This is a genomic window from Novosphingobium mangrovi, assembly GCF_022818885.1.
GTDB classification, from domain to species: Bacteria; Pseudomonadota; Alphaproteobacteria; order Sphingomonadales; family Sphingomonadaceae; genus Novosphingobium; species Novosphingobium mangrovi.
The window spans coordinates 15271-39593 of sequence record NZ_JALHAT010000030.1; the positions used below are offsets into that span (position 1 = coordinate 15271).

The 24323-nt window shown below is 66.5% G+C and carries 18 protein-coding genes; 8 read left to right on the forward strand and 10 right to left on the reverse strand.

Features of this window, described 5'->3' with window-relative positions; translation table 11 throughout:
- Positions 1-2: 2 nt before the first annotated feature.
- The 5 genes from pstA to MTR65_RS14735 form a co-directional block, all read right to left on the reverse strand.
- The gene (pstA, locus tag MTR65_RS14715) at positions 3-890 is read right to left on the reverse strand and encodes a phosphate ABC transporter permease PstA (protein ID WP_226633176.1); all 888 of its coding nucleotides are present in this window, start codon (positions 888-890) and stop codon (positions 3-5) included.
- Positions 883-2256 carry a phosphate ABC transporter permease subunit PstC gene (pstC, locus tag MTR65_RS14720; protein WP_243801489.1) on the reverse strand — a complete coding sequence of 458 codons (1374 nt, stop codon included), beginning with the start codon at positions 2254-2256 and terminating at the stop codon, positions 883-885. The genes pstA and pstC overlap by 8 nt, the downstream gene beginning before the upstream one ends.
- 19 nt (positions 2257-2275) lie before the next feature.
- Complete coding sequence (locus MTR65_RS14725) at positions 2276-3322, reverse strand: substrate-binding domain-containing protein (protein ID WP_243801491.1); 1047 nt, start codon at positions 3320-3322, stop codon at positions 2276-2278.
- Between the two features lie 329 nt (positions 3323-3651).
- Positions 3652-5091, reverse strand: a complete 1440-nt coding sequence (locus MTR65_RS14730) for an OprO/OprP family phosphate-selective porin (RefSeq protein ID WP_243801493.1) — start codon at positions 5089-5091, stop codon at positions 3652-3654.
- 154 nt (positions 5092-5245) lie between these two features.
- A complete protein-coding gene (locus MTR65_RS14735; RefSeq protein WP_239026356.1) occupies positions 5246-6256 on the reverse strand; it encodes a sensor histidine kinase in 1011 nt (336 codons plus the stop codon).
- Positions 6257-6596: 340 nt separating this feature from the next.
- Between MTR65_RS14735 and zwf the strand changes: the two genes are divergently transcribed.
- The 8 genes from zwf to MTR65_RS14775 all read left to right on the forward strand — a co-directional run bounded on the left by zwf (position 6597) and on the right by MTR65_RS14775 (position 18102).
- Positions 6597-8039 (forward strand): glucose-6-phosphate dehydrogenase, encoded by a 1443-nt coding sequence (gene zwf, locus MTR65_RS14740; protein WP_243801496.1) that lies wholly within the window; start codon positions 6597-6599, stop codon positions 8037-8039.
- Between the two features lie 117 nt (positions 8040-8156).
- A complete protein-coding gene (edd, locus tag MTR65_RS14745; RefSeq protein ID WP_243801498.1) occupies positions 8157-9986 on the forward strand; it encodes a phosphogluconate dehydratase in 1830 nt (609 codons plus the stop codon).
- A gap of 71 nt (positions 9987-10057) precedes the next feature.
- Positions 10058-11038: a glucokinase gene (locus MTR65_RS14750; protein ID WP_243801501.1), complete on the forward strand. Its 981-nt coding sequence runs from the start codon at positions 10058-10060 to the stop codon at positions 11036-11038.
- Positions 11038-11664, forward strand: a complete 627-nt coding sequence (gene eda / locus MTR65_RS14755; RefSeq protein WP_243801503.1) for a bifunctional 4-hydroxy-2-oxoglutarate aldolase/2-dehydro-3-deoxy-phosphogluconate aldolase — start codon at positions 11038-11040, stop codon at positions 11662-11664. The genes MTR65_RS14750 and eda overlap by 1 nt, the downstream gene beginning before the upstream one ends.
- A 52-nt stretch (positions 11665-11716) precedes the next feature.
- Complete coding sequence (locus MTR65_RS14760; protein WP_243801506.1) at positions 11717-14503, forward strand: phosphoenolpyruvate carboxylase; 2787 nt, start codon at positions 11717-11719, stop codon at positions 14501-14503.
- 97 nt (positions 14504-14600) lie between these two features.
- Positions 14601-15806: a hydrolase gene (locus MTR65_RS14765; RefSeq protein WP_243801509.1), complete on the forward strand. Its 1206-nt coding sequence runs from the start codon at positions 14601-14603 to the stop codon at positions 15804-15806.
- Complete coding sequence (locus MTR65_RS14770; RefSeq protein WP_243801511.1) at positions 15803-16825, forward strand: arginine N-succinyltransferase; 1023 nt, start codon at positions 15803-15805, stop codon at positions 16823-16825. The genes MTR65_RS14765 and MTR65_RS14770 overlap by 4 nt, the downstream gene beginning before the upstream one ends.
- A gap of 14 nt (positions 16826-16839) precedes the next feature.
- Complete coding sequence (locus MTR65_RS14775; protein WP_243801514.1) at positions 16840-18102, forward strand: N-succinylarginine dihydrolase; 1263 nt, start codon at positions 16840-16842, stop codon at positions 18100-18102.
- 50 nt (positions 18103-18152) lie between these two features.
- Here the strand turns inward: MTR65_RS14775 and MTR65_RS14780 are convergent, their stop codons facing one another.
- From MTR65_RS14780 to MTR65_RS14800, 5 genes are all read right to left on the reverse strand, one after another.
- On the reverse strand, positions 18153-20372 hold the full coding sequence (locus MTR65_RS14780) for a transglycosylase domain-containing protein (RefSeq protein ID WP_243801516.1): 2220 nt from the start codon (positions 20370-20372) through the stop codon (positions 18153-18155).
- A gap of 296 nt (positions 20373-20668) precedes the next feature.
- Positions 20669-21076, reverse strand: a complete 408-nt coding sequence (msrB, locus tag MTR65_RS14785) for a peptide-methionine (R)-S-oxide reductase MsrB (protein WP_243801518.1) — start codon at positions 21074-21076, stop codon at positions 20669-20671.
- Between the two features lie 60 nt (positions 21077-21136).
- Complete coding sequence (locus tag MTR65_RS14790; protein WP_243801520.1) at positions 21137-22012, reverse strand: dienelactone hydrolase family protein; 876 nt, start codon at positions 22010-22012, stop codon at positions 21137-21139.
- 151 nt (positions 22013-22163) lie between these two features.
- Entirely contained in the window at positions 22164-23018 is an 855-nt protein-coding gene (gene purU, locus MTR65_RS14795) for a formyltetrahydrofolate deformylase (protein WP_039388211.1), read from the reverse strand.
- A gap of 245 nt (positions 23019-23263) precedes the next feature.
- A complete protein-coding gene (locus MTR65_RS14800; protein WP_243801523.1) occupies positions 23264-24283 on the reverse strand; it encodes an NAD(P)H-dependent flavin oxidoreductase in 1020 nt (339 codons plus the stop codon).
- Positions 24284-24323: the final 40 nt, after the last annotated feature.

A 24323-nucleotide genomic window follows, 5' to 3' on the forward strand; every position in this document is an offset into this window, starting at 1 on the left:
TCCTACCAGCGGACCTCGAATTTGTTTCGAAGGTATATGGCCAGGCCGTTCATCGCCAGCAGGAAGACCAGCAGGACGATGATGGCAGCCGAGGTGTTCTGGACAAAGCCCTTGTCGATCTCGTCCGACCACAGGAAAATCTGCATCGGAAGCACACTCGAAGGGTCGGTGACGCCGCCCGGAGGGGTGGCGACGAAGGCGCGCATGCCAATCATCAGCAGCGGCGCGGTTTCCCCCAGCGCACGGGCCATGCCGATGATCGTGCCGGTGAGAATGCCCGGAAGGGCCAGCGGCAGCACGTGGTGGAAGGTCGTCTGCACCTTGCTCGCCCCGATGCCGTAGGCGGCCTCGCGGATCGAGGGCGGAACGGCCTTGATCGCGTTGCGCCCGGAAATGACGATGACCGGCATCGTCATCAGGGCCAGCGTCAGGCCGCCGACCATCGGCGAGGAACGCGGCAGGTGCAGCGTGTTGATGAAGACCGCCAGGCCCAGCAGGCCGAAGATGATCGAGGGCACGGCAGCCAGGTTGTTGATCGAGACCTCGACGATGTCGATCCACTTGTTCCTGGGCGCGAACTCCTCAAGGTAGATCGCGGCGAGCACGCCCATCGGGAAAGCCAGCAGCAGCGTCACCAGCATGGTGAGGAGCGAGCCCTTGGCCGCGCCCCACACGCCCGCGATGTCGGGGTTCGTAGAGTCCGCGCCCGAGAGGAACGACCAGTCAAGGCCGCCCAGCCCGTTCTTGAGCATGATGACAAGGAGCAGCGCCAGGAACGCGACCGAGAGGACGACGGCGCCAAGGCCCAGAGCCTTGAAGCGGCGTTCCGCGGCGTGGCGCTTCGCAAGGCGCTTTTGCGCCTCGGGCGATTGCCAGGTTGGATTACTCATAAGCTTCCCGGAACCGCTTCACCACGCGCAGCGCGATGATGTTGAGGACGAGGGTGACGATGAACAGGATCAGGCCCAGCGCGAAGGCCGACAGGGTCTTGGGGCTGTTGAATTCCTGGTCGCCCGTCAGGAGCTGGACGATCTGGAAGGTGACCGTGGTCATCGAATCGAGGGGGTTGGCCGAAAGGTTGGCCGCCGCGCCCGCGGCCATGACGACGATCATCGTCTCACCAATGGCGCGGCTGATCGCCAGCATGACGCCTGCAACGATGCCCGGAAGCGCGGCGGGGAGCAGCACCTTCTTGATCGTCTCGGAACGGGTTGCGCCCAGCGCCAGCGAACCGTCGCTCATCGCGCGCGGGACGGCGGCAAGCGCATCGTCGGCCATCGAGGACACGAAGGGAATGATCATCACGCCCATGACGAGACCGGCGGCCAGCGCGCTTTCGGTGGAGGGGTTGTCCGCTCCCATCGAGGCGGCGAAGTCGCGGATCATCGGCGCCACCGTCAGCGCGGCGAAGTAGCCGTAGACGACGGTCGGGATGCCGGCGAGGATCTCGAGGATGGGCTTGAGCCACTTGCGCACGCGGCGCGAGGCGTACTGCGTGAGGTAGACCGCGCTCATCAGGCCGAGCGGAATGGCAACCGCCATGGCAATGATCGCGCCAATGTAGATCGTGCCCCAGAACAGCGGAACCGCGCCGAAGTTCTCGTCGATGTCGGCGCCCATCGCGTTGCCAGGCGACCAGTGCGTGCCGGTGAGAAACGCGATCGGCGAGACGTCCTTGAAGAACAGCCCGGCCTCGAACACCAGCGAGGCGACAATGCCGAAGGTTGTCAGGATCGCCATCAGCGAGGCGAGCAGGAGCACGCCCATGACCACGCGTTCGACCTGGGTGCGCGCCTCGAAGCGCGCGCGGATGCGGGTGAAACCATAGGCACCGCCTGTAAAGGCGACAATCGCGACCAGCAGCGCGCCGATCAGCGAAAAGCGGGTGATGATCGCACGCAGCGGCGCGGCAAGCGCCTGCGCCTCGGAAGCGAAGACGGCCGCGCCCGGATCATTGGCCAGAAGGTAGGCCTGCGAGATGATCGCGCTGCGGTGCATGGCGTTGTCGGGGAGCGCCGCCGCAGCCGGATCGGCCAGCAACGCGCCTTCGACGAGGCCGGGCTGGATGCCCGACCACACGGCCCAGACGACAAGCGCCGGGACCACGATCCACAGCGCCAGGTGCCAGCCATGATAGTTGGGCATCGAGTGCATCGATCCGCGCCCGTCGTAGAGGAGGCGCGCACGCCCCCTCCCCACGAACCAGCCGATGAGGCCGAGGCCCACTACGGCCAGGAGAATTCCTGTCAAAATCATGGCCGGCAGCCGGTCCTTCTTACTTCAGTTCGCTCGGGTCGAGGAGCGTGCCCTCGGCGATGACCTTCGCGTTCTTTTCGCGCACGTCATCGGGCGAGATCACCATGCCCTTTGCCTTGAGAATGCCGTCGGGGCCCCAGGCCTTGGGCCAGGCGGCGACGTAGTCGGCAAGGCCCTTGATCGGGGCCATGTGCTGCTTCTTCACGTAGATGTAAAGCGGACGAGCGCCGGGGTAGGAGAAGTCGGAGATCGAGGCATAGGTCGGGGTCACGCCCGACATCGGAATGCCCTTCAGCACATCGCCGTTCTCTTCGAGGAACGAGTAGCCGAAGATACCCACGGCCTTCGAATTCTGCGAGATCTTCTGAACGATCAGGTTGTCGTTCTCACCCGCATCGACATAGGGGCCGTCTTCGCGGATCTGGTGGCAGGTCGCCTCGTACTTGTCCTTGTCGCTGTCCTTGAGCGCCTTGGTCGCCGCGTCGGTCTTGCAGCCTGCTTCCAGAATCAGTTCCTTGAGCGCATCGCGCGTGCCCGAAGTCGAGGGCGGACCGTAGACGAGGATGGGCATGTCGGGCAGCGCCGGGTTCACGTCCTTCCAGGTCTTGGCGGTGTTGGGCTTGCCGAACGGATTGGCGGCCAGCGCCTTGTAGATGTCGGTCGGCGTCAGCTCCATGCCGGGGCCGTCCTTGGCCTCGGCAAAGGCGATGCCGTCGATGCCGACCTGGATCTCCATGATCTCGGTGACGCCGTTGGCCTTGCAGGTTTCGTATTCGGACTTCTTCATCCGGCGCGAGGCGTCCTCGACATCGGGGAAGTCGAAGCCGACGCCCTGACAGAAGAGCTCCATGCCCGCGCCCGTGCCGGTCGATTCGATGACCGGCGACTTGCTGCCCGAGCTGCGGGCGAAGTCCTCGGCGACCGCGGTCGCGAAGGGATAGACCGTCGAGGAGCCGACGGCGGTCACGTAGTCGCGCGCACCCGAGGCGCCGCCGCCCGAGCTGCCGCAGGCGCTGAGCGCGAGCACCGAAGCCGCGGCGAGGACGAGAGAACTGATGGATCGCATGAAGATATCCCTTGGTCTGGACGTGCCGACGCCCCTATTGGCCTTGAATGACACTTCCATGACGAAAGCATGACATTCTTCGGCGGGGCCCGGAATAGGTCGTATCAGGTTCGGTCTAAGTCGGTCTTCCGCGCAGGCGACCAGCCCTCCTGGACTGGCCATCCTGCAGCGGGTCTAGGGCGTGCCCCGAAGCGATGCAAGCTGCACCGGGCACGCAAAGGTCGGGATTTCCTCCTCCTTTTGGACAGGAAAACCCGCAAGGTCAGGAACCGGGAGGCGCAGGCGGTGCCAATGGCTCGGGCGCACGCCTCCCGTTTGTCAGGACAGGATCAGAAGTCGACCTGCGCGCGCATCGCGATCACATCCACACCGTAGGAGCGGCTGCCGTCCGCGGTCTGATAGAACGCATCGGTGTAATCGAGGCGCGCGTAGTTGAGCATGAGGCGGGTGTAGTCGGTCTGGGTCCAGATCAGCGAAGCCTCATAGCCCTTCTGGCTGCCGCCCACGATGCCCGCATCAGTGAGGTCGAGGTAGTCGTAGCGCAAGTTGAGCTGGAGCGCCCCGAAGCCGCCCTCGCCCACCGGACGCGCGGGCTTCACGCGGTCGAACGTCCCGTGCTTGTAGCCGCGGGTATCGCCGCCGGTGAGGAAGTAGCCCACCTCGATCGCGCCGCCGAAGAAGGTCGGATCGGCATCGCCCACCGGGCGTGAGACATGCTGCCAGTGCCCTTCCGCGCTGGCGTGGAAGCGCCCGGCAATGACCGCGCTCTCCAGGCCATAGCCGATCTCGGCGTCGGCCGAGAAAAGCCCGGTGTTGATGTAGCGGGTCGAAGTGAAGTGCTCGAAGGGCCGCTGGCGGTAGCGCACGGCCGAACCCTGCTCGGGCAGCTTGGCGTAATGGTACGAACCGCCCAGGTGCACCTGGGCCGAGCCGATCTTCGGGGCATAGACCACGCGCGTGTCCACGCTGAAGTTCTTGTTCGGCGTATCCTCGGCGTTGTCCGAGAAGATGCCGCCCTGCAGCAGCAGGTCACCGGTGCTGTACTGGGCCGAGATGCCGATGCGGCGCTCGAAGTTGAAGGCGTCGGTATAGGCCGCACGCTCGATGAACGAGGTGTTGAGGCTGCTCGAGAGTTCTTCCAGGCCCTGGAAGGTGTTGTGCTGGCCCGCCTCGATGGTGAGACCACCGTCCTGGTAGCTGACGTAGGCGTCGGTAAAGTCGGCGGCGCCCGGTGCGAACTCGGTCTCGAACTTGTAGCCGAAGCCGCCCGGAATCTTGCCGGTCACGCGCAGACGCGCGCGGCGCACTTCGCTGCCGAAGCCGTCACTCGGCCCCAGGCTGTCGGGCGCATCGATGTACCCGGCATCCAGGTTGAGACGCCCACCCAGCTTGAAGGCCCAGCCATCCGAGGTGGTGACCTCGGGGCCGCCCTTGAACTTGACCTTCACGTCAGGCCCGGCCGCCTTTGCCGGTGCGGCGGCGGCGGTCACCACGGGCGCGGGGCTTGCACCCGCATTGGCCGCCAGCGCAGGCGTAGCCGCAGCCGAGGGAACGGCCGCAGGCGCGCCATTGCCTTGGGCGACCTGGGCTTCCAGATCCGCGATACGCGCCGCCATGCGCGCCATCTGCGCACGCATTTCCGCAAGCTCGCGCGCGACGGAGCTATCCGCACCTGCCTGCGCACCGTCGGCCGCATAGGCATCGATGGGGGCACCACCAGCCAGCACAAGTGCAACGGCCGCTGCCGAAATTCCAAGAACTGAACGCAACCCGAGACCTCATTTTTATAACGTCGATGTGTCTGTTGGGCGACGCCACTATGACCAGCAAATGTCACTTTGATGACATGGAGTGGAAACAGAGGTGCCCGCGACGGACAAAGCGACGTGTTCAAATGCTCAAGTGCTTGTCTTCGTACTCAAATCAATTTTCGCGCAGCGGCAGCATCAGGCTTGCGGTCGTGCCCGCGCCGGGGCGGCTGTCGATATCGAATCGGCCGCGGTGACGCTCGACGATGTGCTTGACGATGGAAAGTCCGAGCCCCGTTCCGCCCGCCGCGCGGCTGCGGCTGTTGTCGGCACGGTAGAAGCGTTCGGTCACGCGGGGCAGGTGTTCAGGCGCGATGCCTTCGCCTTCGTCGCGCACCATGACCAGCACCCAGCCGGTGCGCGCGACCTCCACCGAAAGGTGCACGGTGCCATCGGCCTTGCCGTACTTGAGCGCGTTGTCGATGAGATTGCGCAAGACCTGCAACAATTGCCCCTTGTCCCCTGCGATCACCGCGTGCTCGGCGTTGACGACCAGCTCAATGGTGGCGCTGGAGCGGAATTCGCCGGCGACTTCCTGAGCGAGCTGGACCATGTCGACGCTGTCCGAAGGGACCTCGTGCTTGACCGCCTCGATCCGCGAGAGCGACATGAGGTCCGAGATCAGAGCCTGCATGCGCTGCGCCTCGTGGCGGATCGTGCCGAGGAAGCGTTCGCGCAGTTCCTCGTTGCCGCCCGCCTTCGGGTTCATCAGGGTTTCCACGTAACCAATCACGTTGGCGAGCGGCGTGCGCAATTCGTGGCTGGCGTTGGCGACGAAGTCGGCGTGCGACTTGGCCACGCTCACCCGCTCGGACAGGTCGTAAAGGCTGACGATCCGGTCACCGCCCGGCAGCACCTTGCAGTCCACTTCCCACACGCTCCCCCCGGTGGAAAGCCCCGAGATACGGGCCGTGCCGCCTGTTTCGCTGAGGATCGCGGCGACCGCCTTGGGATCGCGGATCGCAATGCGCACGTCCTGCCCGACGATGTGCGCGCCCAACAGGTCCTTCGCCGCCGAATTGGCAAAGCGCACCTGCCCGCGCGCGACCATGACCGCCGGTGTCTGGAGATGCTCCAGCAGATCCACCCCTTCGATGACCATCAATCGCGTATCCTCAATCTTCATCCACCAGCTGTCCGCTCTTGCCCTGAAGGCCCTTCCGGCGCCGGGGCTCTCACCCCCCCATGCAGCGCCGCAGCGGACACACCGTCATGCAACGCCGCCGTGCGATCAGCAAGCCTTGCTAGAGGCGCAAGACGACAGTCCTGTGGCAAGCTGCACGCACGCTGCGTCGATCTTGCACATCCTGACCGCATGGGGGGCGCAAGCTGCGTTCAAAACGGAGCAACTGCCTAGCGGATGACATATACCCTTGATATGCTGCGCCCGCGTGGTCCAAAGAGGCCGTGACACAAGATTCACGATGGCCGGGAGGAGGAGCTCGGCCTCAGGTGGAAAGGCTTACGTGACCAAATTCACTTCCGATCGACTCCTCCTGTTCGGCGCGACGGGCGACCTTTCGCGTCGAATGCTCCTGCCCTCGCTCTGCGCGCTGGATGCCGAAGGGCTGCTCGATCCCGATATCCAGATCATCGGCACCGCGCGCTCCGAGATGGACGACCAAGCATTCCGCAACTTCGCACGCGAATCGCTGGAACAGTTCCTCGCGCCCGAACGCCGCGGCGGTATGGCGACCTTTCTCAACCGCCTGTTCTACCAGCAGCTCGATGCCAACGACCCGGAAGGGTACAAGGCGCTTGCGGCCAAGGTGGGCGAGCCCAGGCAGGGCCTCTCGATCTTCCTGTCGACCGCGCCCAGCCTGTTCGAGCCGACGATCCGCGGCCTGGAACAGAACGGCATGGCCGGACCCAACGTGCGCATCGCGCTCGAAAAGCCCTTGGGCGTCGACCTGGAATCCAGCAAGGTCATCAACGATGCCGTCGCCTCGGCCTTCCCCGAGGACCGCATCTTCCGCATCGACCATTACCTGGGCAAGGAAACCGTCCAGAATCTGATCGCGCTGCGCTTTGCCAACCTCATGTTCGAACCGCTGTGGAACGCAGCGCACATCGACCATGTCCAGATCACCGTCTCCGAAACCGTCGGCCTGGAATCGCGCGTGGGCTACTACGACGATTCGGGCGCGCTGCGCGACATGGTCCAGAACCACATGCTCCAGCTTCTCGCGCTCGTCGCGATGGAGCCGCCCGTATCCTACGAAGCGACGACCGTGCGCGATGAGAAGGTCAAGGTCCTGCGCTCGCTGCGCCAGATCAAGGCCGAGGAAACCGTCACCGGCCAGTACCGCGCGGGCGCCATCAACGGTGAAGCCGTTCCCGGCTACGACGAGGAACTGGGCAAGCCCTCCGACACCGAAACCTTCGTCGCCATCAAGGCCCATATCGACAACTGGCGCTGGCAGGGTGTGCCCTTCTACATGCGCACCGGCAAGCGCATGCCCAAGCGCACGACCGAGGTCGTCGTCCAGTTCCGCGACGTGCCGCACTCGATCTTCACGGGCCGGGGCGCCAGGACCGTGCCCAACCGCCTCGTCATCTCGCTCCAGCCGGACGAGAACATCACGCTCTCGCTCATGGCCAAGATGCCCGGGCTCGACCGCGAGGGCTTCGGCCTGCGCGCGATCCCGCTCGCCATCTCGATGCCCGACGCCTTTGCCGGCCCGCAGCGTCGCATCGCTTACGAACGCCTCTGGCTCGACCTGATCGAGGGCGACCAGACCCTGTTCGTGCGCCGCGACGAAGTGGAGGCCCAGTGGGAGTGGATCGACGCGATCCGCGCCACCTGGGAGGAACACCGCATCGAGCCCAAGACTTATACGGCTGGAAGCTGGGGACCGTCCGCCGCCATCGCCCTTGCCGAGCGCGACGGCGTGACCTGGCACGAATAAGGCCGTCCCGCGACCTCTCGCGGCCCGTCGTTCGGGCCGGAAACATGAAGATTGCACGCGCACGCGCCGCACCGCTCGGCCGGGCAGGCGGCGTGAAGCGCGATCAGGAGAAGACCCATGACCAACCTCGCCCCCGTGGTAGACCGCGTCACCGACCGCATCATCGAACGCTCGAAGGAAAGCCGCGCGGCGTATCTGGAGATGGTGCGCGGCGAAGCCGGGAAGCACTCGGACCGCTCGTTCCTGTCCTGCTCGAACCTGGCCCACGGCTTTGCCGCCAGCGGCGAGGACAAGGGCGCCATCGCGGCGATGAGCACGATCAACATCGGTATCGTCACCGCCTTCAACGACATGCTGAGCGCGCACCAGCCCTACGGCCGCTACCCCGAGCAGATGAAGCTGTTCGCGCGTGAAGTGGGCGCTACCGCGCAGGTCGCAGGCGGCGTGCCGGCCATGTGCGATGGCGTGACGCAAGGCTTCGATGGCATGGAGCTCTCGCTCTTCAGCCGCGACACCATCGCGCTCTCGACCTCCGTCGCGCTGTCCCACGCGATGTTCGACGGCATGACCCTGCTGGGCATCTGCGACAAGATTGTCCCCGGCCTCGTCATCGGGGCGCTGCGCTTCGGGCACCTCCCGGCTGCGTTCATTCCCTCAGGGCCGATGCCCAGCGGCATCTCCAACAAGGAGAAGCAGAAGACCCGCCAGCTCTACGCCGAGGGCAAGGTCGGCCGCGAGGAGCTGCTTGCCAGTGAGAGCGCCAGCTACCACTCGGCGGGCACGTGCACCTTCTATGGCACGGCCAACTCCAACCAGATGATGATGGAGATGATGGGCCTGCACATGCCGGGCGCCGCCTTCGTGCCGCCCAACACGCCCCTGCGCCAGGCCGTCACCCGCGCGGCCACCCAGCGCGTTGCTGCGATGAGCCGCAAGGGCGACGACTATCGCCCGATGGCCGAAGTCGTCGATGAAAAGGCCATCGTCAACGCCATGGTCGGCCTGCTCGCGACGGGTGGCTCGACCAACCACGCCATCCACATTCCCGCGATGGCGCGCGCGGCGGGGATCCTCGTCGACTGGCAGGACCTCTCCGAGCTGTCCTCCGCCGTCCCGCTCCTCACCCGCGTCTACCCCAACGGCTCGGGCGACGTGAACCACTTCCACGCCGCGGGCGGCATGGCCTGGGTCGTGCGCGAACTGCTCGATGCAGGGCTCGCCCACGAGGACGTCCTGACCATCGCGGAGGGCGGCATGCGCGCCTATGCCACCGAGCCGACGATGGACGGCGACCAGCTGACCTGGAAGCCTGCCCCCGAAACTTCGGGCGATGACACCATGCTGCGCCCCGTTGCCAATCCCTTCCAGCCCGATGGCGGCATGCGCCTTGTCGAAGGCAACATCGGGCGCGCTACCTTCAAGACCAGCGCGGTCGAGAAGGAGCGCTGGACGATCGAGGCCCCGGCCCGCGTGTTCGACACCCAGGAAGCGGTTTCCGCCGCCTTCAAGGCGGGCGAGCTCGACCGCGACGTCGTCGTCGTCGTGCGTTTCCAGGGCCCGCGCGCCAACGGCATGCCCGAACTGCACAAGCTGACCCCGCCGCTCGGCATCCTGCAGGACCGCGGCTACAAGGTTGCGCTGGTGACCGACGGGCGCATGTCCGGCGCCTCGGGCAAGGTTCCCGCCGCGATCCACGTCACCCCCGAAGCGCTCGCGGATGTCGAGGGCAACTGGGGCCCGCTCGCCTACCTGCAGGACGGCGACATCGTGAAGGTCTGCGCCGAGACCGGCGAACTTTCGACCACCGCCGATCTTGCCAGCCGCGCGCCCGCCGAAGCCCCGAAGCCCGCGATGGGCATGGGCCGCGAGCTTTTCGCCATGTTCCGCCTTTCTGCCAGCGGCGCGGAACAGGGCGGCTCGGCCATGCTCCAGGTCGCAGGCCTGTGAGCGCGGCTGAGACCATCGCACGGCCCGAAGCTGCGCCGACTAACGGCATGGCCGGGCAACCGGAGAAAGAGATGACCCAGCTTGTCTCCGTCGACATCGGCGGAACCCATGCCCGCTTTGCCATTGCCACCGTAGATGCCGATGGCGCGATCACTCTGGGTGAACCGGCGACGCTTCACACCAAGGACCACGGCAGCTTCCAGCTTGCCTGGCAGGCCTTCGCCCAGATGAACGGGGGCACGCTCCCCAAGGCCGTCTCCTTCGCGGTGGCCGGACCGGTCGGGGGCGAGGTGATCAAGTTCACCAACAACCCCTGGATCATCCGCCCGGCCATGATCGAGGAGCGCCTCGGCGCCACCAGCTTCACCATCGTCAACGATTTCGAGGCGGTGGGCCACGCGGTCGCCTGCGCGCAGGAAAGCGAGTTCGTCCACCTTGCAGGTCCCGACACGCCCCTGCCCCCGCGCGGAACCCTCAGCGTTCTCGGGCCCGGCACCGGCCTTGGCGTGGCTCATGTCTGGCGCGACGGCGTGAAGGGCTACCACGTCCAGGCAACCGAGGGCGGCCACATCGACTTCTCGCCGCTCGACCTCATCGACGATGCCATCCTGGCGCGGCTGCGCAAGCGCCACAACCGCGTCTCGGTCGAACGGGTGGTTTCGGGCCCGGCCATCGTCGATATCTACGAGACGCTGGCCGCGATGCAGCAGACCCCGCACGTCGACAAGACCGACATCGAGATCTGGACGGCGGGCACCTCCGATTCCAAGGAAGACCCGCTGGCTGCCGCCGCGGTTGACCGCTTCTGTCTTTCGCTGGGCGCGGCGGCAGGCGATTACGCCCTGGCGCAGGGCGCCAGCGGCGTCGTCATCGCGGGCGGCCTTGGCTATCGCATCCGCGAGACCATCCTCAAATCCGGCTTCTCCGAGAAGTTCTGCGCCAAGGGGCGCTTTGCCAACATGATGGCAAACCTTCCCGTCAAGCTTATCACCCATCCCCAGCCCGGCCTCTTCGGAGCCGCCGCGGCCTATGTCCGGGAGCACCTTTCCTGATGTCCGACTATGCAGCCCGCGTCGAGGCCGTGATGCGCCTCGCCCCCGTCGTTCCCGTCCTCGTGATCGAGGATGTGGCCCACGCCGTGCCGATCGCCGAGGCGCTCGTCGCCGGCGGTCTTCCCGCGCTCGAGGTCACGCTGCGCACGCCCTGCGCGCTCGACGTCATCAAGGCGATGAAGACCGTACCCGGCGCAACCGTGGGCGCAGGCACCGTGCTCAACCCCACCGACATGGAAAAGGCGCTCGATGCGGGCGCGGAGTTCCTTGTCTCGCCCGGCCTTACCCCGCAGCTTGGCGAAGCCGCGCTCAAGGCCGACGCACCGTTGCTTCCCGGAACGTCGAATGCGACCGACGTCATGCTCGCGCTCGATATGGGCTTTGAGCGCCTCAAGTTCTTCCCGGCGATGGCGGCAGGCGGCCCCCCGGCTCTGAAAGCCATTTCGGCGCCGCTCGCGGCGGCCAAGTTCTGCCCCACCGGCGGCGTCTCGCTCGCCAATGCGCCCGACTGGCTCGCGCTCGATGCGGTCATCTGCGTGGGCGGCAGCTGGATGGTGCCCAAGGGCGCGCCCGACGTTGCGAAGATCGAGGCCGATGCACGCGAGGCCGCTGCCCTGAAGGCCTGATCCCACCTCTTTTCCTCCCCACCTGCCTGCAGTTCGCGAAGGAGACATGACGATGACCGGACCCGCCCTCACCACCGTCGAGGACCTCACCGCCCGCCTTCGTGAACTGCACAAGCTCACAGCGCAAACGCCGCTCTACAACCCCGTTTTCCAGCTCGGGCTCGAACTCTCGCGCAAGCTGGAAAACGGGGAGATGTCGCTCGACGACATCGAGGCGCTGGTCGCCGAAATGGAGTGCGAGGGCCTGCGCGCCCGGGCCGCCCGGCTCGACCGGATCCTGGGCACGCTCACCCCCGAAGCGAACGACACCGCGCTCGACACCGCGGCCAGCGAGGACGACTTCACTGCCTTTGCCGCGCGCTGGCAGCGCCCGGCCGGGCACGTCGTCTTCACGGCGCACCCGACATTCCTGCTGACACAGGCCCAGACCGAAGCCGTGGCCGGCTCCGCTTCGACGGGCGACTTCTCGCAGGCCAGCGTCTGCACGGCCGACGCCGCCCGCGACACCATCACTCTCGACTACGAACACACCAAGGCCATGGCCGCGCTGGGGCGGGGCCAGAAGGCGCGCGACCGCATCGCCGGGCGCCTCTTTGATCTGGCCGCAACGCGCTGGCCCAAGCGCTGGAAAAGCCTCCAGCCCTGCCCCGTCCGCTTTGCGACCTGGGTCGGCTACGACATGGACGGGCGCACCGACATCTCGTGGAACACCTCGATCCGCTACCGCCTTCAGGAAAAGGCGATGCGGCTCGAAGGGTATGCCGCCAGCCTCGAAGCGCTCGAACCCGAGATCGCGGGGCGCCTGGCGCGCGCGGCCGCCCACACTTCCGAGATGGCCACCCTCTTTGCGCAGGATTTCTCCGATCCCGGCGCGCTGTCCAGGGCCGCCAACGCGCTCACCGCCGCGCATCCCGACAAGCTCGTCAGCCTCGATGGCATCATCGTCGAACTGGAAGAGGAAGCCCGCCACGCCGGGCAGGAGACCGCGCGCGACCTGCTGGTTGTCACCGCCGCGATGCGCGCCGATGGCCTGGGCATGGGCGGCATCCACTTCCGCGTGAACGCCTCGCAGCTCCAGAACGCGATCCGCCGCCGCATTGATCCCGACGGCAAGCTCTCCCTCTCCAGCCAGGCCGCGCTCATGCGCATGCGCGAGCTGCTGGCCGAAGTGAAGCCGGTGAAGTCCAACTTCGCGGCCCTCGCCATCGAGAACAGTACCGCGGTGCGCCAGTTCCTCGCCATGGCGCAGATCCTGGCCCACATCGACGCCGATTCCCCGATCCGTATGCTGGTGGCCGAATGCGAGCAGCCCACCACGGTGCTCGCCGCACTCTATTTCGCGCGCAAGTTCGGGATAGAGGACATGGTCGATGTCTCGCCCCTGTTCGAGACCGAGACCGCGCTCGAACATGGCGGCCGCTTCCTCGACGCCGTCCTCGCCGAACCGGCCTTCCGCGACTACGCGCGCCTGCGCGGCCGGGTCTGCATCCAGACCGGCTTTTCCGACGCGGGCCGCTTCGTCGGGCAGATCCCTGCCGCGCTTGCCATCGAGCGTCTGCAGGGACGCCTTGCCGAAGCCATGGCGGCCAACGCCATGACCGACGTGGCCGCGCTCATCTTCAACACAGGCGGTGAATCGATGGGCCGGGGCTGCCACCCCTCCAGCGTCGATGACCGTTTCGACTGGCAGATGTCGCCCTGGGCCCGTCGCCGCTTCCTGCGCGCCGGGATCAAGCTGGAACCCGAAGTCTCCTTCCAAGGGGGCGATGGCTACTTGTGGTTCGGCTCGGATGAGCTGGCGCTCGCAACGCTCACCCGCATGGCCGAGCGGCCGCTGTGGGGCGCCGACCCCGACGCGCAGACCGACGTCTTCTACAGGCGGACCGACCTCAGCCTCGACTTCTACCGCAACATCCGCAGCGTGCAGCACGCGCACCTGGAATCGAGCACCTACAGCCGCGCGATCACGGCCTTTGGCCTGGGTATGCTGAACGACACCGGCAGCCGCAAGTCGCGCCGCCAGTCCGACCTCGCCTCGGACCGGACGATGAACCTGCGCCAGATCCGCGCGATCCCGCACAACGCGATCCTCCAGCAGCTGGGCTACCCGGTTAACGTAATCGCGGGCGTGGGCACCGCGGCGGATGGCAATGTCGAGGAGATCGCCGAGCTCCTGAAGGACAGCGCGCGCGGCCGCCAGATCATGCGCCTTGTGCGCGCGGCCGATTCCATTGCCTCGATCAAGACGGTGGGCGCCTATGGCGAACTGTTCAACTCCGCCTACTGGGCCAGCCGCCCGTACCGGGGCGATGAGCAGTACATCACCGATGCCTGCCTCAAGATCGGCGAGTACCTGACCAAGGACGACCGCACCGGCGTCTTTCGCCGCCTCGCCTCGCGCCTGCGGGTCGACGCGATGAAGCTGCACAAGCTGATGGACCTTGTCCCCGACGAACAGCCTCTGCCCGATCGCGAGCACACCCGCCGCTCGCTCGGCGTGCTCCAGGCCCTACGCATCGCCTTGATGAAGCACATGTTCCTGCGCGCGGTCATGGTCCCCGCCTTTTCCCGCGCCAACGACATCAGCCGCGACGACGTGCTGGAAATGGTCTTCACCCTGCGCACCGAAGATGCTCTGGCGCAGCTGCGGCGGGCCTTCCCGATCCATTTCCCCTCGATCCAGGACTTCGAGATCGACGAGCCCAGCGAATACCCCGATGGCAGCGCGGCAGGCTATGGCCAGATCCACGAGGACTACATCCAGCCGATCGAGCGCAGCCATGCACTGGGGCTTCGCATCACCACGGCCATCGCCAACGAGTTCGGTGCCCATGGCTAAGCACTCTCACACCTGAGCCGGAACCCCGCGCTTGCCCTCCCGTTATAATTATGTTTCGTACTCGAAAAATGATCAAACAGGGAAAGGACCGCGCCGGATGACCGGACTGACCCAAGAGGAACAGGCGCTGATCGCGCCCATCGAACGCGCGCCGATCGAGGCGCGCACGCTCGATTGGGCGGGCGTGAACAGCGGCACAGCCAACCTGGACGGCCTCGCCACCATGGCGCAGAAGCTCGGCGATGCCTTCGCGCAGCTGCCGGGCGAGGTCTCACTGGTAGAACCGACCGCGGTCGAGAAGGTGGACAGCGGAGGCAAGCCGCAGGCCCAGCCCCACGGGCGCCACCTGGTTCTCTCGGTCCGGCCCGAGGCGGCACGGCGCGTGATCCTGACCGGCCACATGGACACCGTCTATGCGAGGGAGCACCCCTTCCAGACCTGCGACTGGCTGGATAGCGATACCCTGCATGGCCCCGGTACAGCGGACATGAAGGGTGGCCTTGCGCTCATGCTCGAAGGGCTTCTAGCCTACGAGAAGGCCCAACCCACGCTGGGCTATGACGTGATGATCAACGCCGACGAGGAGACAGGCTCGCTCTCTTCGAACGCCCTCATCGCACGGCTTGCGAAGGACAAGCTCTTTGCCCTCACCTACGAGCCCGCGCTTCCCGATGGCTCGATGGCCCGCGCCCGGCCCGGCTCGGGGAATTACGCGGTGGTGATCCACGGCCGCTCGGCCCATGCTGGGCGCAACCCGGAGGACGGCCGCAACGCGATCCTTGCTGCGAGCGACCTGGCCCTGCGCCTGGCCGCGGGACGGCGCGACGGCCTGTCGGTGAACCCCGCCCGGATCGAGGGCGGCGGGCCCAACAACACCGTGCCCGACCTCGCCATCCTCCACTTCAACCTGCGCCCGCGCACGCCCGAACTGGCCGAAGCCGCCGAAGCGCTGGTCGAGGCCGCGATTGCCGAGGTCACCCGCCTCCACGAAGTCGCGATCCACGTCCACGGCGGCGTCTCGCGCCCGCCCAAGCCGATCTCGAACCGGACCGATGCACTCTACGGCGTCGTCTCGAAGGCCGCCTCGGATCTGGGCCAGGCGATGAGCTGGAAGGACACAGGCGGGGTGTGCGATGGCAACAACATCGCGGCGACCGGCGTTCCTGTCCTCGACACCATGGGCGTACTGGGCGGCGCGATCCATTCGCCCGACGAGTTCATGCTCGCCTCTTCGCTTGCCCCCCGCGCGCAGCTGACCGCGCTCGTTCTCCACCGCATTGACCACAAAGGCCTGCCTGCATGACCTTCCTTCTGCGCCCTGCCCGCGAAAAGGACCTCGAAGCGCTCTACCGCATGGCCAAGTCGACGGGCGGTGGCTTCACCAATCTGCCGCCCGACCGCCCCACCCTGCGCACCAAGCTGCAGACCGCCGCCGCCTCCTTCGCCCGCACCGAAGAGGTCCTCGGCGACGATCTCTTCCTCTTCATCCTGGAAAACACCGAGACCGGGCGCATTGCCGGGACCTGCCAGATCTTCTCGCAGGTGGGCATCAAGTACCCCTTCTACTCCTACCGCATCGGGCGCATTACCCAGCACTCCAAGGAGCTCGACCGAACTTTCCGCGCCGAGATGCTGACGCTGTGCACCGATCTGGACGGTTCGAGCGAGGTCGGCGGGCTGTTCCTCGATGCCGGTGAACGCGCGAGCGGAGTAGGCAAACTGCTCGCACGCAGCCGTTACCTGTTCATGCGCGGGCACCGCGCACGCTTTGCCGACCGCACGCTGGCCGAACTGCGCGGCGCCATCGACGATGCGGGCAACTCGCCCTTCTGGGACGGGCTGGCCGGGCGCTTCTTCGACATGTCCTTTCGCGACGCGGACGAGTTCAACGCCCGCCATGGCCACCAGTTCATCGCCGATCTCATGCCCAAGCACCCGATCTACACCGCGCTCCTCTCCGAGGCTGCGCGGCAGGTCATGGGCCAGCCGCACTATTCCGGACGCCCCGCCAAGCGCATGCTGGAGAGCGAGGGCTTCGCCTTCCAGAACTATGTCGACATCTTCGACGGAGGCCCCTCGATGATGGCCGAGACTGACCGCATCCGTACCATCCAGGACGCTCAGGACGTGCGCATCGCCAGCCTGAGCGCGGCCAGTGAGGATCCGCCCAGCCACATCGTCTCGTGCGGCAAGCTCGCCGATTTCAGGGCCTGCCTTGCCCAGGTCGACGAGGCTGGCAGCGGCGCGATCACGCTCGATGCGGAGAGCGCCGCGCTCCTGCAGGTCGCCCCCGGCGACACCGTCACCATCGCGCCCGTCTGAGGAAGCCGCCCACCATGATCACCGAAATCAACTTCGACGGCATCGTCGGCCCCAGCCACAACTACGCCGGCCTCAGCCTCGGCAATCTCGCCTCGGCCAGGAACACCGGCAAGATCGCTCGCCCGCGCGAGGCGGCGCTCCAGGGTATTTCCAAGATGCGCGCGAACCTTGAACGCGGGCTCCCCCAAGGCCTGTTCCTGCCCCAGCGCCGCCCCGACGAAGGCTGGCTGAGGCAGCTGGGTACGACCATCGAAGAGGCCAGTCCCGCGCTGCGCGCCAACGCGCTGTCCGCCTCTTCGATGTGGGCCGCTAACGCGGGCACGGTCAGCCCGGCTACGGACTGCGCGGACGGACGCTGCCACATCACCGTCGCCAATCTGGTCACCATGCCTCACCGCAGCCACGAATGGCGCGAGACGCTGGCCCAGCTCCTCCTCGCCTTTGCGGATGAAGACGCGTTTGCCGTTCACGCGCCGGTCCCGGCACCGTTCGGCGACGAGGGCGCGGCGAACCACATGCGCCTGTGCGCGCGCCATGACGCGCCGGGCATCGAGGTCTTCGTCTACGGCGAGACCGGCGGCCCCTTCCCCGCGCGCCAGCACCGTGAAGCAAGCGAAGCCATCGCCCGGCGCCATGGGCTCGATCCCGCCCGCACCGTCTTCGCGCTCCAGTCGCCTGAAGCCATCGCGGCGGGCGCCTTCCACAACGACGTCGTCGCGGTCGCCAACGAGCGCGTGCTCTTCACGCACGAGCAAGCCTTTGCCGACAAGGACGCACTCTATGCCGAGCTACGTGCCAAGCTGCCCGAGATCGAGATTGTCGAAGTGCCCGCCCACGCGGTCAGCCTTGCCGATGCGATCACGTCCTACCTGTTCAACGCCCAGTTGGTGACGCTGCCGTCGGGCGAGGCGGCGCTGGTGCTCCCCGGCGAAGCGCGTGAGACGCCTGCGGTCTGGAACTGGCTGGAGACCCATGTCGCGGGCAATGGTCTAATCCGCCAGCTCTTCGTGCATGATCTGCGCGAATCCATGGCGAACGGCGGCGGCCCTGCCTGCCTGCGCCTGCGCGTGGTCGCCGATCCGGCCGACGTGGACCCTCGCTTTCTTGCGACGCCCGAGAAGCTCGACGCCATCGCCGCCGTGGTCGAGGCCCACTGGCCCGAGACGATCGCGCCTGACGACCTCGCCAGACCCGAACTCTGGGCCCAGTGCATCGCCGCGCGCGCGGCTCTATGCGCCGCGCTCGACCTTCCCGAGCTCGACCGGGACAGCTTCTGAACGGCAACGGGGGCGGATCCTGTCCGGTCCACCCCCGCTCCTGAACATCGCTAATAAGGTACCTGCCCCGGCGCTGCGGGCGCCGGAGGCGGCGGTGTTCGCAGCGGACGCGGACTGCCCTGCCCGCGCGTCACGTTGACAGGAGGAGGCCCACTGGGCTGACGGCCGGTTGCGCGGTTGAGGAAATCATCGGTTGCCGCCGCGGGTCCCTGCGGAGCGGGCGCCGGGGCATAAGCCGGAGCAGGTCCTGGCCCATAGGCCGGATCGCCAACACTCGAACCGTCCTCGTAGAGCGGCTCATCGCCGTTCGCACCAGGGCCCTGCGCGTCGGGGTAGACGACGTTGCCGTACTCATCGACGTAATAGTACTCGTCCGGATCACCCTGGAGGTATTCGTCGTCGGGCTCCAGCTGCCATTCGGGCAACTTGAGCTCGGTCTCGAACTGCTCGACCGGACGGCCCTTTACCGCGACCGCCATGTAGTCATGGAAGGCGCGGGCGGGCGCGTGTCCGCCCGACAGGCCCGCCACGCGCTTGGCATCGTCGCGGCCCATCCACACGCCTGTCGTGATCCCGCTCGAAAAGCCCAGGAACCAGCCGTCCTTGTTGGAGGACGTCGTACCCGTCTTGCCCGCGACCGGGCGTCCGATCTGCGCCGCACGGCCGGTGCCGGTCGCCACCGTCGTCTGAAGAAGATCGGTGATGCCCGCGGCCACATAGGGCGGGACCAGCATCTGGCCCTGGACCGACTTGTGCTCGTACAGCACCTCACCGGTGGTCGTCGTGACCTTGCGGATGCCGAAGGGTTCGACCGACGTCCCGCCAGCAGAAACCGCGGCAAAGGCCTGCGTCATGTCGATCACACGCACTTCCGAGGTCCCCAGCACCATCGAGGGGTTGGTGGAGACCGGCGTCGAGATGCCAAAGCGGCGTGCCATGCTGGCCACCGTTCCGAAGCCCACTTCCGAGCCCAGCTTGGCCGCAATGGTGTTCTTGGAATAGGCAAAGGCGGTGCGAACGTCGATCTCACCCGAATACTTGCGGTTGGCGTTCTGCGGGCTCCAGCCATCGATGGTGACCGGCTCGTCGACCACGGTGTCATCGGGTGTGTAGCCCGCCTCCAGCGCAGCCATGTAGACGAACAGCTTCCAGGCCGAACCGGGCTGGCGCACTGCGCTCGTCGCGCGGTTGTAGTTCGAGGTGACGTAATCGGTGCCCCCGACCATGGCGAGCACACCGCCATCGCGGTCCAGGCTGACGAGCGCCCCCTGCGCGCCCTCGGGCGCGTTGGCGTCGACCGCCTTGGTCGCCGCCTCCTGCATCTTGGGGTCGAGCGTGGTCCACACCTCGATCGGCTCGCTGGTCTCGGGCAGCAGCATGTCGAGCTGGGGCAGCGCCCAGTCGGTGAAGTAGCGCACCGAGTTCTGCCCGGCATCGACCGCCATCTCGATCTGGGTGAGATCGATCGAATTGGCCTCGACCTGCGAAATCGCGCCGGTTTCCGCCATGAGGCCGAGCACGACCTTGCCGCGCCCGATCGAGGCTTCTACGTCGGCGGTCGGGGAATAGTGGGACGGCGCCTTCACCAGGCCTGCGATGATCGCCGCCTCGCCGGTCGAGAGCTCGGTCGCGGGGTGGCCGAAGAACTTGCGGCTCGCCGCGTCGATGCCATAGGCACCGCCGCCAAAGTAGACCTTGTTGAGATAGAGCTCGAGGATCTGGTCCTTGCTGAACTTGCGCTCCATGGCGAGCGCGAGGATCATCTCCCGGCCCTTGCGCCCGAAGGTGCGGGCGTTGTTGAGGAAGATGTTGCGCGCCAACTGCTGGGTGATCGTGGAGGCGCCTTCGCGGAAGTGCCCGCGCTCCACGCGCACCTTGAAGATGCGCGCCAGCGCCACCGGATCGACGCCGATGTGGTCACGGAAACGCCGGTCCTCGGTGGAGACGATGGCGTCCTTCATCACCTTGGGAATCTGGTCGTAACTCAGCCACTTGCCGTAGCTGGGGCCCAGCGAGACGAGTTCGGAGCCATCGTTCGCCCGCACGACGATCATCTGCCCGTTCTGGCTGCTCTTGAGCGAGGTCATCCCCGGCAGCTCGCGCATGGTGAAGAACACCGCCGTGCCAAGGAAGATCGCGCCGAGTAGCGCCAGCGCCGTGCCCCAGATGAGAACGCCGCGCACGATGCGACGCGCCAGCGGCGGCTTGGACGGCGACTTCTTGCGGGGGGACGCGCCGGATGCGGGGCGCCGGCCGGGTTTCTTGGCCATCGGAGTACTGGAATTCCCTCTTGCGGACGACGATTGTCCGTTCGACGCCCTACACCTTGCAGAAGGAATTGTAACCTGCCGTTAACAGCGCCCGGCGAGCGTGTTCAACACTTCATCGAGGGGGCCGAGATACCCCGGAACACAGACGCCAAGAAAAGGATTCAAGGGGTCATCACTCCTTGACCCCAAAATCGGCGACCTCACCCTTCCCAGCCAAGGCGGCGCGCAGAAGGTGAGGTCGACAGTTCGGGGTGCCCGAGGACGATGGCCCTCGGAGATCACTTTTCCTACCCCCCCTACTCACCGTCCTCCGGCTCGAAATCGAGCGAGGCGCTGTTGATGCAATAGCGCAGGCCCGTCGGGCCAGGGCCATCGGGAAAGACGTGACCCAGATGTCCTTCGCAACGCGCGCACAGCACTTCCACGCGCACCATCCCGTGCGACATGTCGCGCCGCGTTTCCACCGCATCTTCCTCGACCGGGGCGGTATAGGCAGGCCATCCACAGCCCGAGTTGTACTTGGCCTCGTTGGTGAAGAGCGGCGCGCCGCACCCGGCGCAGAAGTAGGTGCCGTCGGCGTAATTCTTGTCGTACTTGCCGGTAAAGGCGCGCTCAGTTCCGGCCTCGCGCAGCACATGGTACTGCTCGGGCGTGAGCTTCTCGCGCCATTCGGCTTCGGTCATGGCAAGCTTGTCGTCGGTCATCGGCTTCTCCGCTGTCTCAGGCACGCGATATGGGCATCGCGGCGCAAATGCCAAGTTCGCCTAGAGGCTGGCGAACAGCACCATCATGCGCTTCCACGCGCGGTCGGCCTCTTCGGGATCCCACGCCGGGGAATCGGGGACGCACCAGCCATGGTCCGCGTCGTAGACCTCGATCTCGGCTTCGCGGCCTGCGCTGGCGGCCGCTTCGCGCAGCTTCGTCTTCTGCTCGGGCTGGCGCGCATCGTCGTTGCGCGCGATCGCGAAGAGATAGGATGCCTTGGTTTCGTCCAGCAGCGCGTCGGGACTGTCGGGCTCCCCTGTCACCAGCCCCGCCCCGTGGAACGAGGCGGCCGCCCCCACCCGTTCGGGTGCGGCAATGGCCGTGCGCACGGTGAAAGGCCCGCCCATGCAATAGCCGTTCGAGCCGATCTTGCGAGAGGTATCGACTTCCTCGCGCGCGTCGAGGAACGCGACGAAGGCCGCGCCGTCGCGGGTCACCGCTTCGGGGCTCAGCGCTTCACGCATGGGGGCGATCTTCGCCTTGCCCTCCTCGGTACGCCAGTCGGAAAAACTGGTCAGAACCGGCGCGGGGCTGGAGCGGTAGTACTGGTTGACGACAAGGACCGCGTAGCCTTCTGCAGCCAGCGCCCGGGCCATGATCTTCTTGGCATCGCGCAGGCCTGCGATGTCCGGCCACATCACGATACCGGGATGCTGCCCGGTCGAGGGGTGGACAAAAAAAGCATCGCACACGCCATCCTCGGTGGTGATCGAGACCATCCGCTCGCGCAGGTCCGAGCCCTCTTCGCCGGCACTTCCCGCTTTGCCCGCACAGCCGACGAGCGCGGCTCCGGCGCCCAGCGCCGCGAACTGGCGGCGGTTGAGCCCGCCTTCGCGGCGCGTCGCATCGTCAGCCTCGGTGAATTCGTCGCACATGGATTCGCGTCTCCCTCGCTTGGCGCTCGCACCAGACTATCGGGCGGGCAACGCGCTGGCGAGGCCCACAGTTGCCCTCCTCGTGCAAAAAGGCCCGCTCCATGCCGGATGGCGCGGGGCGGACCTTTCACGAAACGCGAAATCTGGGCAATCAGCCCTTGAAGACGACCGTGCGGCCACCGTTCAGAAGGACGCGCTCTTCAAGATGCAGGCGCACCGCTTCGGCGAGCACGCGGCGTTCGATGTCGCGGCCCTTGCGCACCATGTCCTCGGGCGTTGCGGCGTGGGTCACGGCCTCCACGTCCTGGTGGATGATCGGACCTTCATCGAGGTCCGCAGTCACATAGTGCGCGGTCGCCCCGATCATCTTTACGCCCCGCGCGTGAGCCTGGTGGTAGGGCTTGGCACCCTTGAAGCCGGGCAGGAACGAGTGGTGAATATTGATGCAGCGGCCCGAAAGATAGCGGGTCATGTCGTCCGAAAGGACCTGCATGTAGCGGGCCAGCACGACCAGCTCGGCACGGGTTTCCTCGACCAGCGCACGCAGCTTGGCTTCCTGCTCGGGCTTGGTCTCCTTGGTGATCGGGAGGTGGTGGAAGGGGATGCCGTCGAGCAGGTGCGTCGTCACCGCCTCGCGCGGGTGGTTCGAGACCACGCCCACGATGTCCATGTTGATCTCGCCGATGCGCTGGCGATAGAGCAGATCGGCGAGGCAATGGTCGAACTTGCTGACCATGAGCAGGACGCGGCGCGCACGGTCGCGGCGCTGCATCGTCCAGGCCATGCCGTATTCCAGCGCGATGGGCCCGAAGCCCTCGCGGATCTCTTCGCGGTCGGTCGTGCCCGGATCAAAGGCCACGCGCATGAAGAACTTGTTTTCGAGCAGGTCATCGAACTGCTGCGCCTCGACGATGTTGCACCCGCACTGCGCGAGATAGCCGGTTACGCGCGCGACGATACCGGGCCTGTCCGCACACGACAGCGCGAGAATGAGGGGCTGCGACACTATTTCTATTTCCTCGTCTTGAGCATGTTCCAGGAACCGACCGAGCGGGGGGATGGCAAGGGCTGACACACATCTGGCACGCGCCCTTGCCCGCATCGAACGGCAACATGAATTCCTGTCTGTTCAGAATGCGATAGGCCGCCCCGGATGTCGAGCCCGGGACGGCCTTGATCACCTGTAAAAATGTGGCGTCCCGCAGCCTTCCCGGCAGGTGCCGGGCACAGCCAGGGGCACGGGTTGGGCGCTCAGGCGGCCGAACGCTTGGTCAGCGCAGCCTCGCTCTCGACCAGGAGCGCCGCGATGATCTCGGCCACCGGCTCCTCGGCCTTGACCATGCCGACCGACTGGCCCGCCATGACCGAGCCGCCCTCGACATCGCCGTCGATGACCGCGCGGCGAAGGGCGCCGGCCCAGAAGTGTTCGATCGCCAGCTGCGCCTCGCCCATGTCCAGTTCGCCCGCATCGAGCTTCTTGGCGACTTCGATCTGCTTGGCGGTGAACTCCTCGGTGCCCTTGTTGCGCAGCGCGCGGACGGGGATCACCGGCAGGCGTGGGTCGACCTGGACCGAGGCGATGGCATCGCGCGCCGAGGCACGGAAGAACATCTTCTTGAAATCGGGGTGCGCGATGGATTCGCTGGCACAGGCAAAGCGCGTACCCAGCTGCACGCCCGAAGCGCCCATTTCGAGGTAGCCTGCCATGGCCTCGCCGCGGCCGATACCACCTGCCACGAAGACGATGTTGTCCTCGGCCAGCGTCGGCAGGATTTCCTGCGCCAGAACGGAGGTGGAAACCGGACCGATGTGGCCGCCCGCCTCGTTGCCCTCGATCACGAGCGCGTCGGCGCCCGAACGCAGCAGCTTCTTGCCCAGCGCCAGCGTAGGGGCGAAGCAGATCACCTTGGCACCGGCCTCCTTGATCGCCTCGACACTGCCCTTGGGCGGAATGCCTCCGGCCAGCACGACATGACCCACACCGTGCTGCGCGCAGATCGCGATCAGCTCGAAGAGCTGGGGGTGCATGGTGATAAGGTTCACGCCGAAAGGCTTTTGTGTCAGCGTCTTGGTAGCTGCGATCTCGGCATCGAGCAGTTCGGGGGTCATCGCCCCGCAGGCGATCACGCCAAAGCCGCCCGCATTGCTGATCGCGGCAACGAGGTTACGCTCGGACACCCACGACATGGCGCCGCACAGGATCGCCGTCTCGGTCCCGAGGAATTCGCGCCCCCGAGCCATCAGGGCGAGTGTCTTGTCGTGTGCGGTCATCGAAGGTCCTTTGCGCGGTAAGCCGAACGAAGCGCCATAA

Bases quoted from the DNA above. Each gene is read 5' to 3' on its own strand.
- pstA (WP_226633176.1), bottom strand. From the start codon at position 890: ATGAGTAATCCAACCTGGCAATCGCCCGAGGCGCAAAAGCGCCTTGCG.
- pstC (WP_243801489.1), bottom strand. From the start codon at position 2,256: ATGATTTTGACAGGAATTCTCCTGGCCGTAGTGGGCCTCGGCCTCATC.
- MTR65_RS14725 (WP_243801491.1), bottom strand. From the start codon at position 3,322: ATGCGATCCATCAGTTCTCTCGTCCTCGCCGCGGCTTCGGTGCTCGCG.
- MTR65_RS14735 (WP_239026356.1), bottom strand. From the start codon at position 6,256: ATGAAGATTGAGGATACGCGATTGATGGTCATCGAAGGGGTGGATCTG.
- edd (WP_243801498.1), top strand. From the start codon at position 8,157: ATGACCAACCTCGCCCCCGTGGTAGACCGCGTCACCGACCGCATCATC.
- MTR65_RS14750 (WP_243801501.1), top strand. From the start codon at position 10,058: ATGACCCAGCTTGTCTCCGTCGACATCGGCGGAACCCATGCCCGCTTT.
- eda (WP_243801503.1), top strand. From the start codon at position 11,038: ATGTCCGACTATGCAGCCCGCGTCGAGGCCGTGATGCGCCTCGCCCCC.
- MTR65_RS14760 (WP_243801506.1), top strand. From the start codon at position 11,717: ATGACCGGACCCGCCCTCACCACCGTCGAGGACCTCACCGCCCGCCTT.
- MTR65_RS14765 (WP_243801509.1), top strand. From the start codon at position 14,601: ATGACCGGACTGACCCAAGAGGAACAGGCGCTGATCGCGCCCATCGAA.
- MTR65_RS14770 (WP_243801511.1), top strand. From the start codon at position 15,803: ATGACCTTCCTTCTGCGCCCTGCCCGCGAAAAGGACCTCGAAGCGCTC.
- MTR65_RS14775 (WP_243801514.1), top strand. From the start codon at position 16,840: ATGATCACCGAAATCAACTTCGACGGCATCGTCGGCCCCAGCCACAAC.
- MTR65_RS14780 (WP_243801516.1), bottom strand. From the start codon at position 20,372: ATGGCCAAGAAACCCGGCCGGCGCCCCGCATCCGGCGCGTCCCCCCGC.
- msrB (WP_243801518.1), bottom strand. From the start codon at position 21,076: ATGACCGACGACAAGCTTGCCATGACCGAAGCCGAATGGCGCGAGAAG.
- MTR65_RS14790 (WP_243801520.1), bottom strand. From the start codon at position 22,012: ATGTGCGACGAATTCACCGAGGCTGACGATGCGACGCGCCGCGAAGGC.
- MTR65_RS14800 (WP_243801523.1), bottom strand. From the start codon at position 24,283: ATGACCGCACACGACAAGACACTCGCCCTGATGGCTCGGGGGCGCGAA.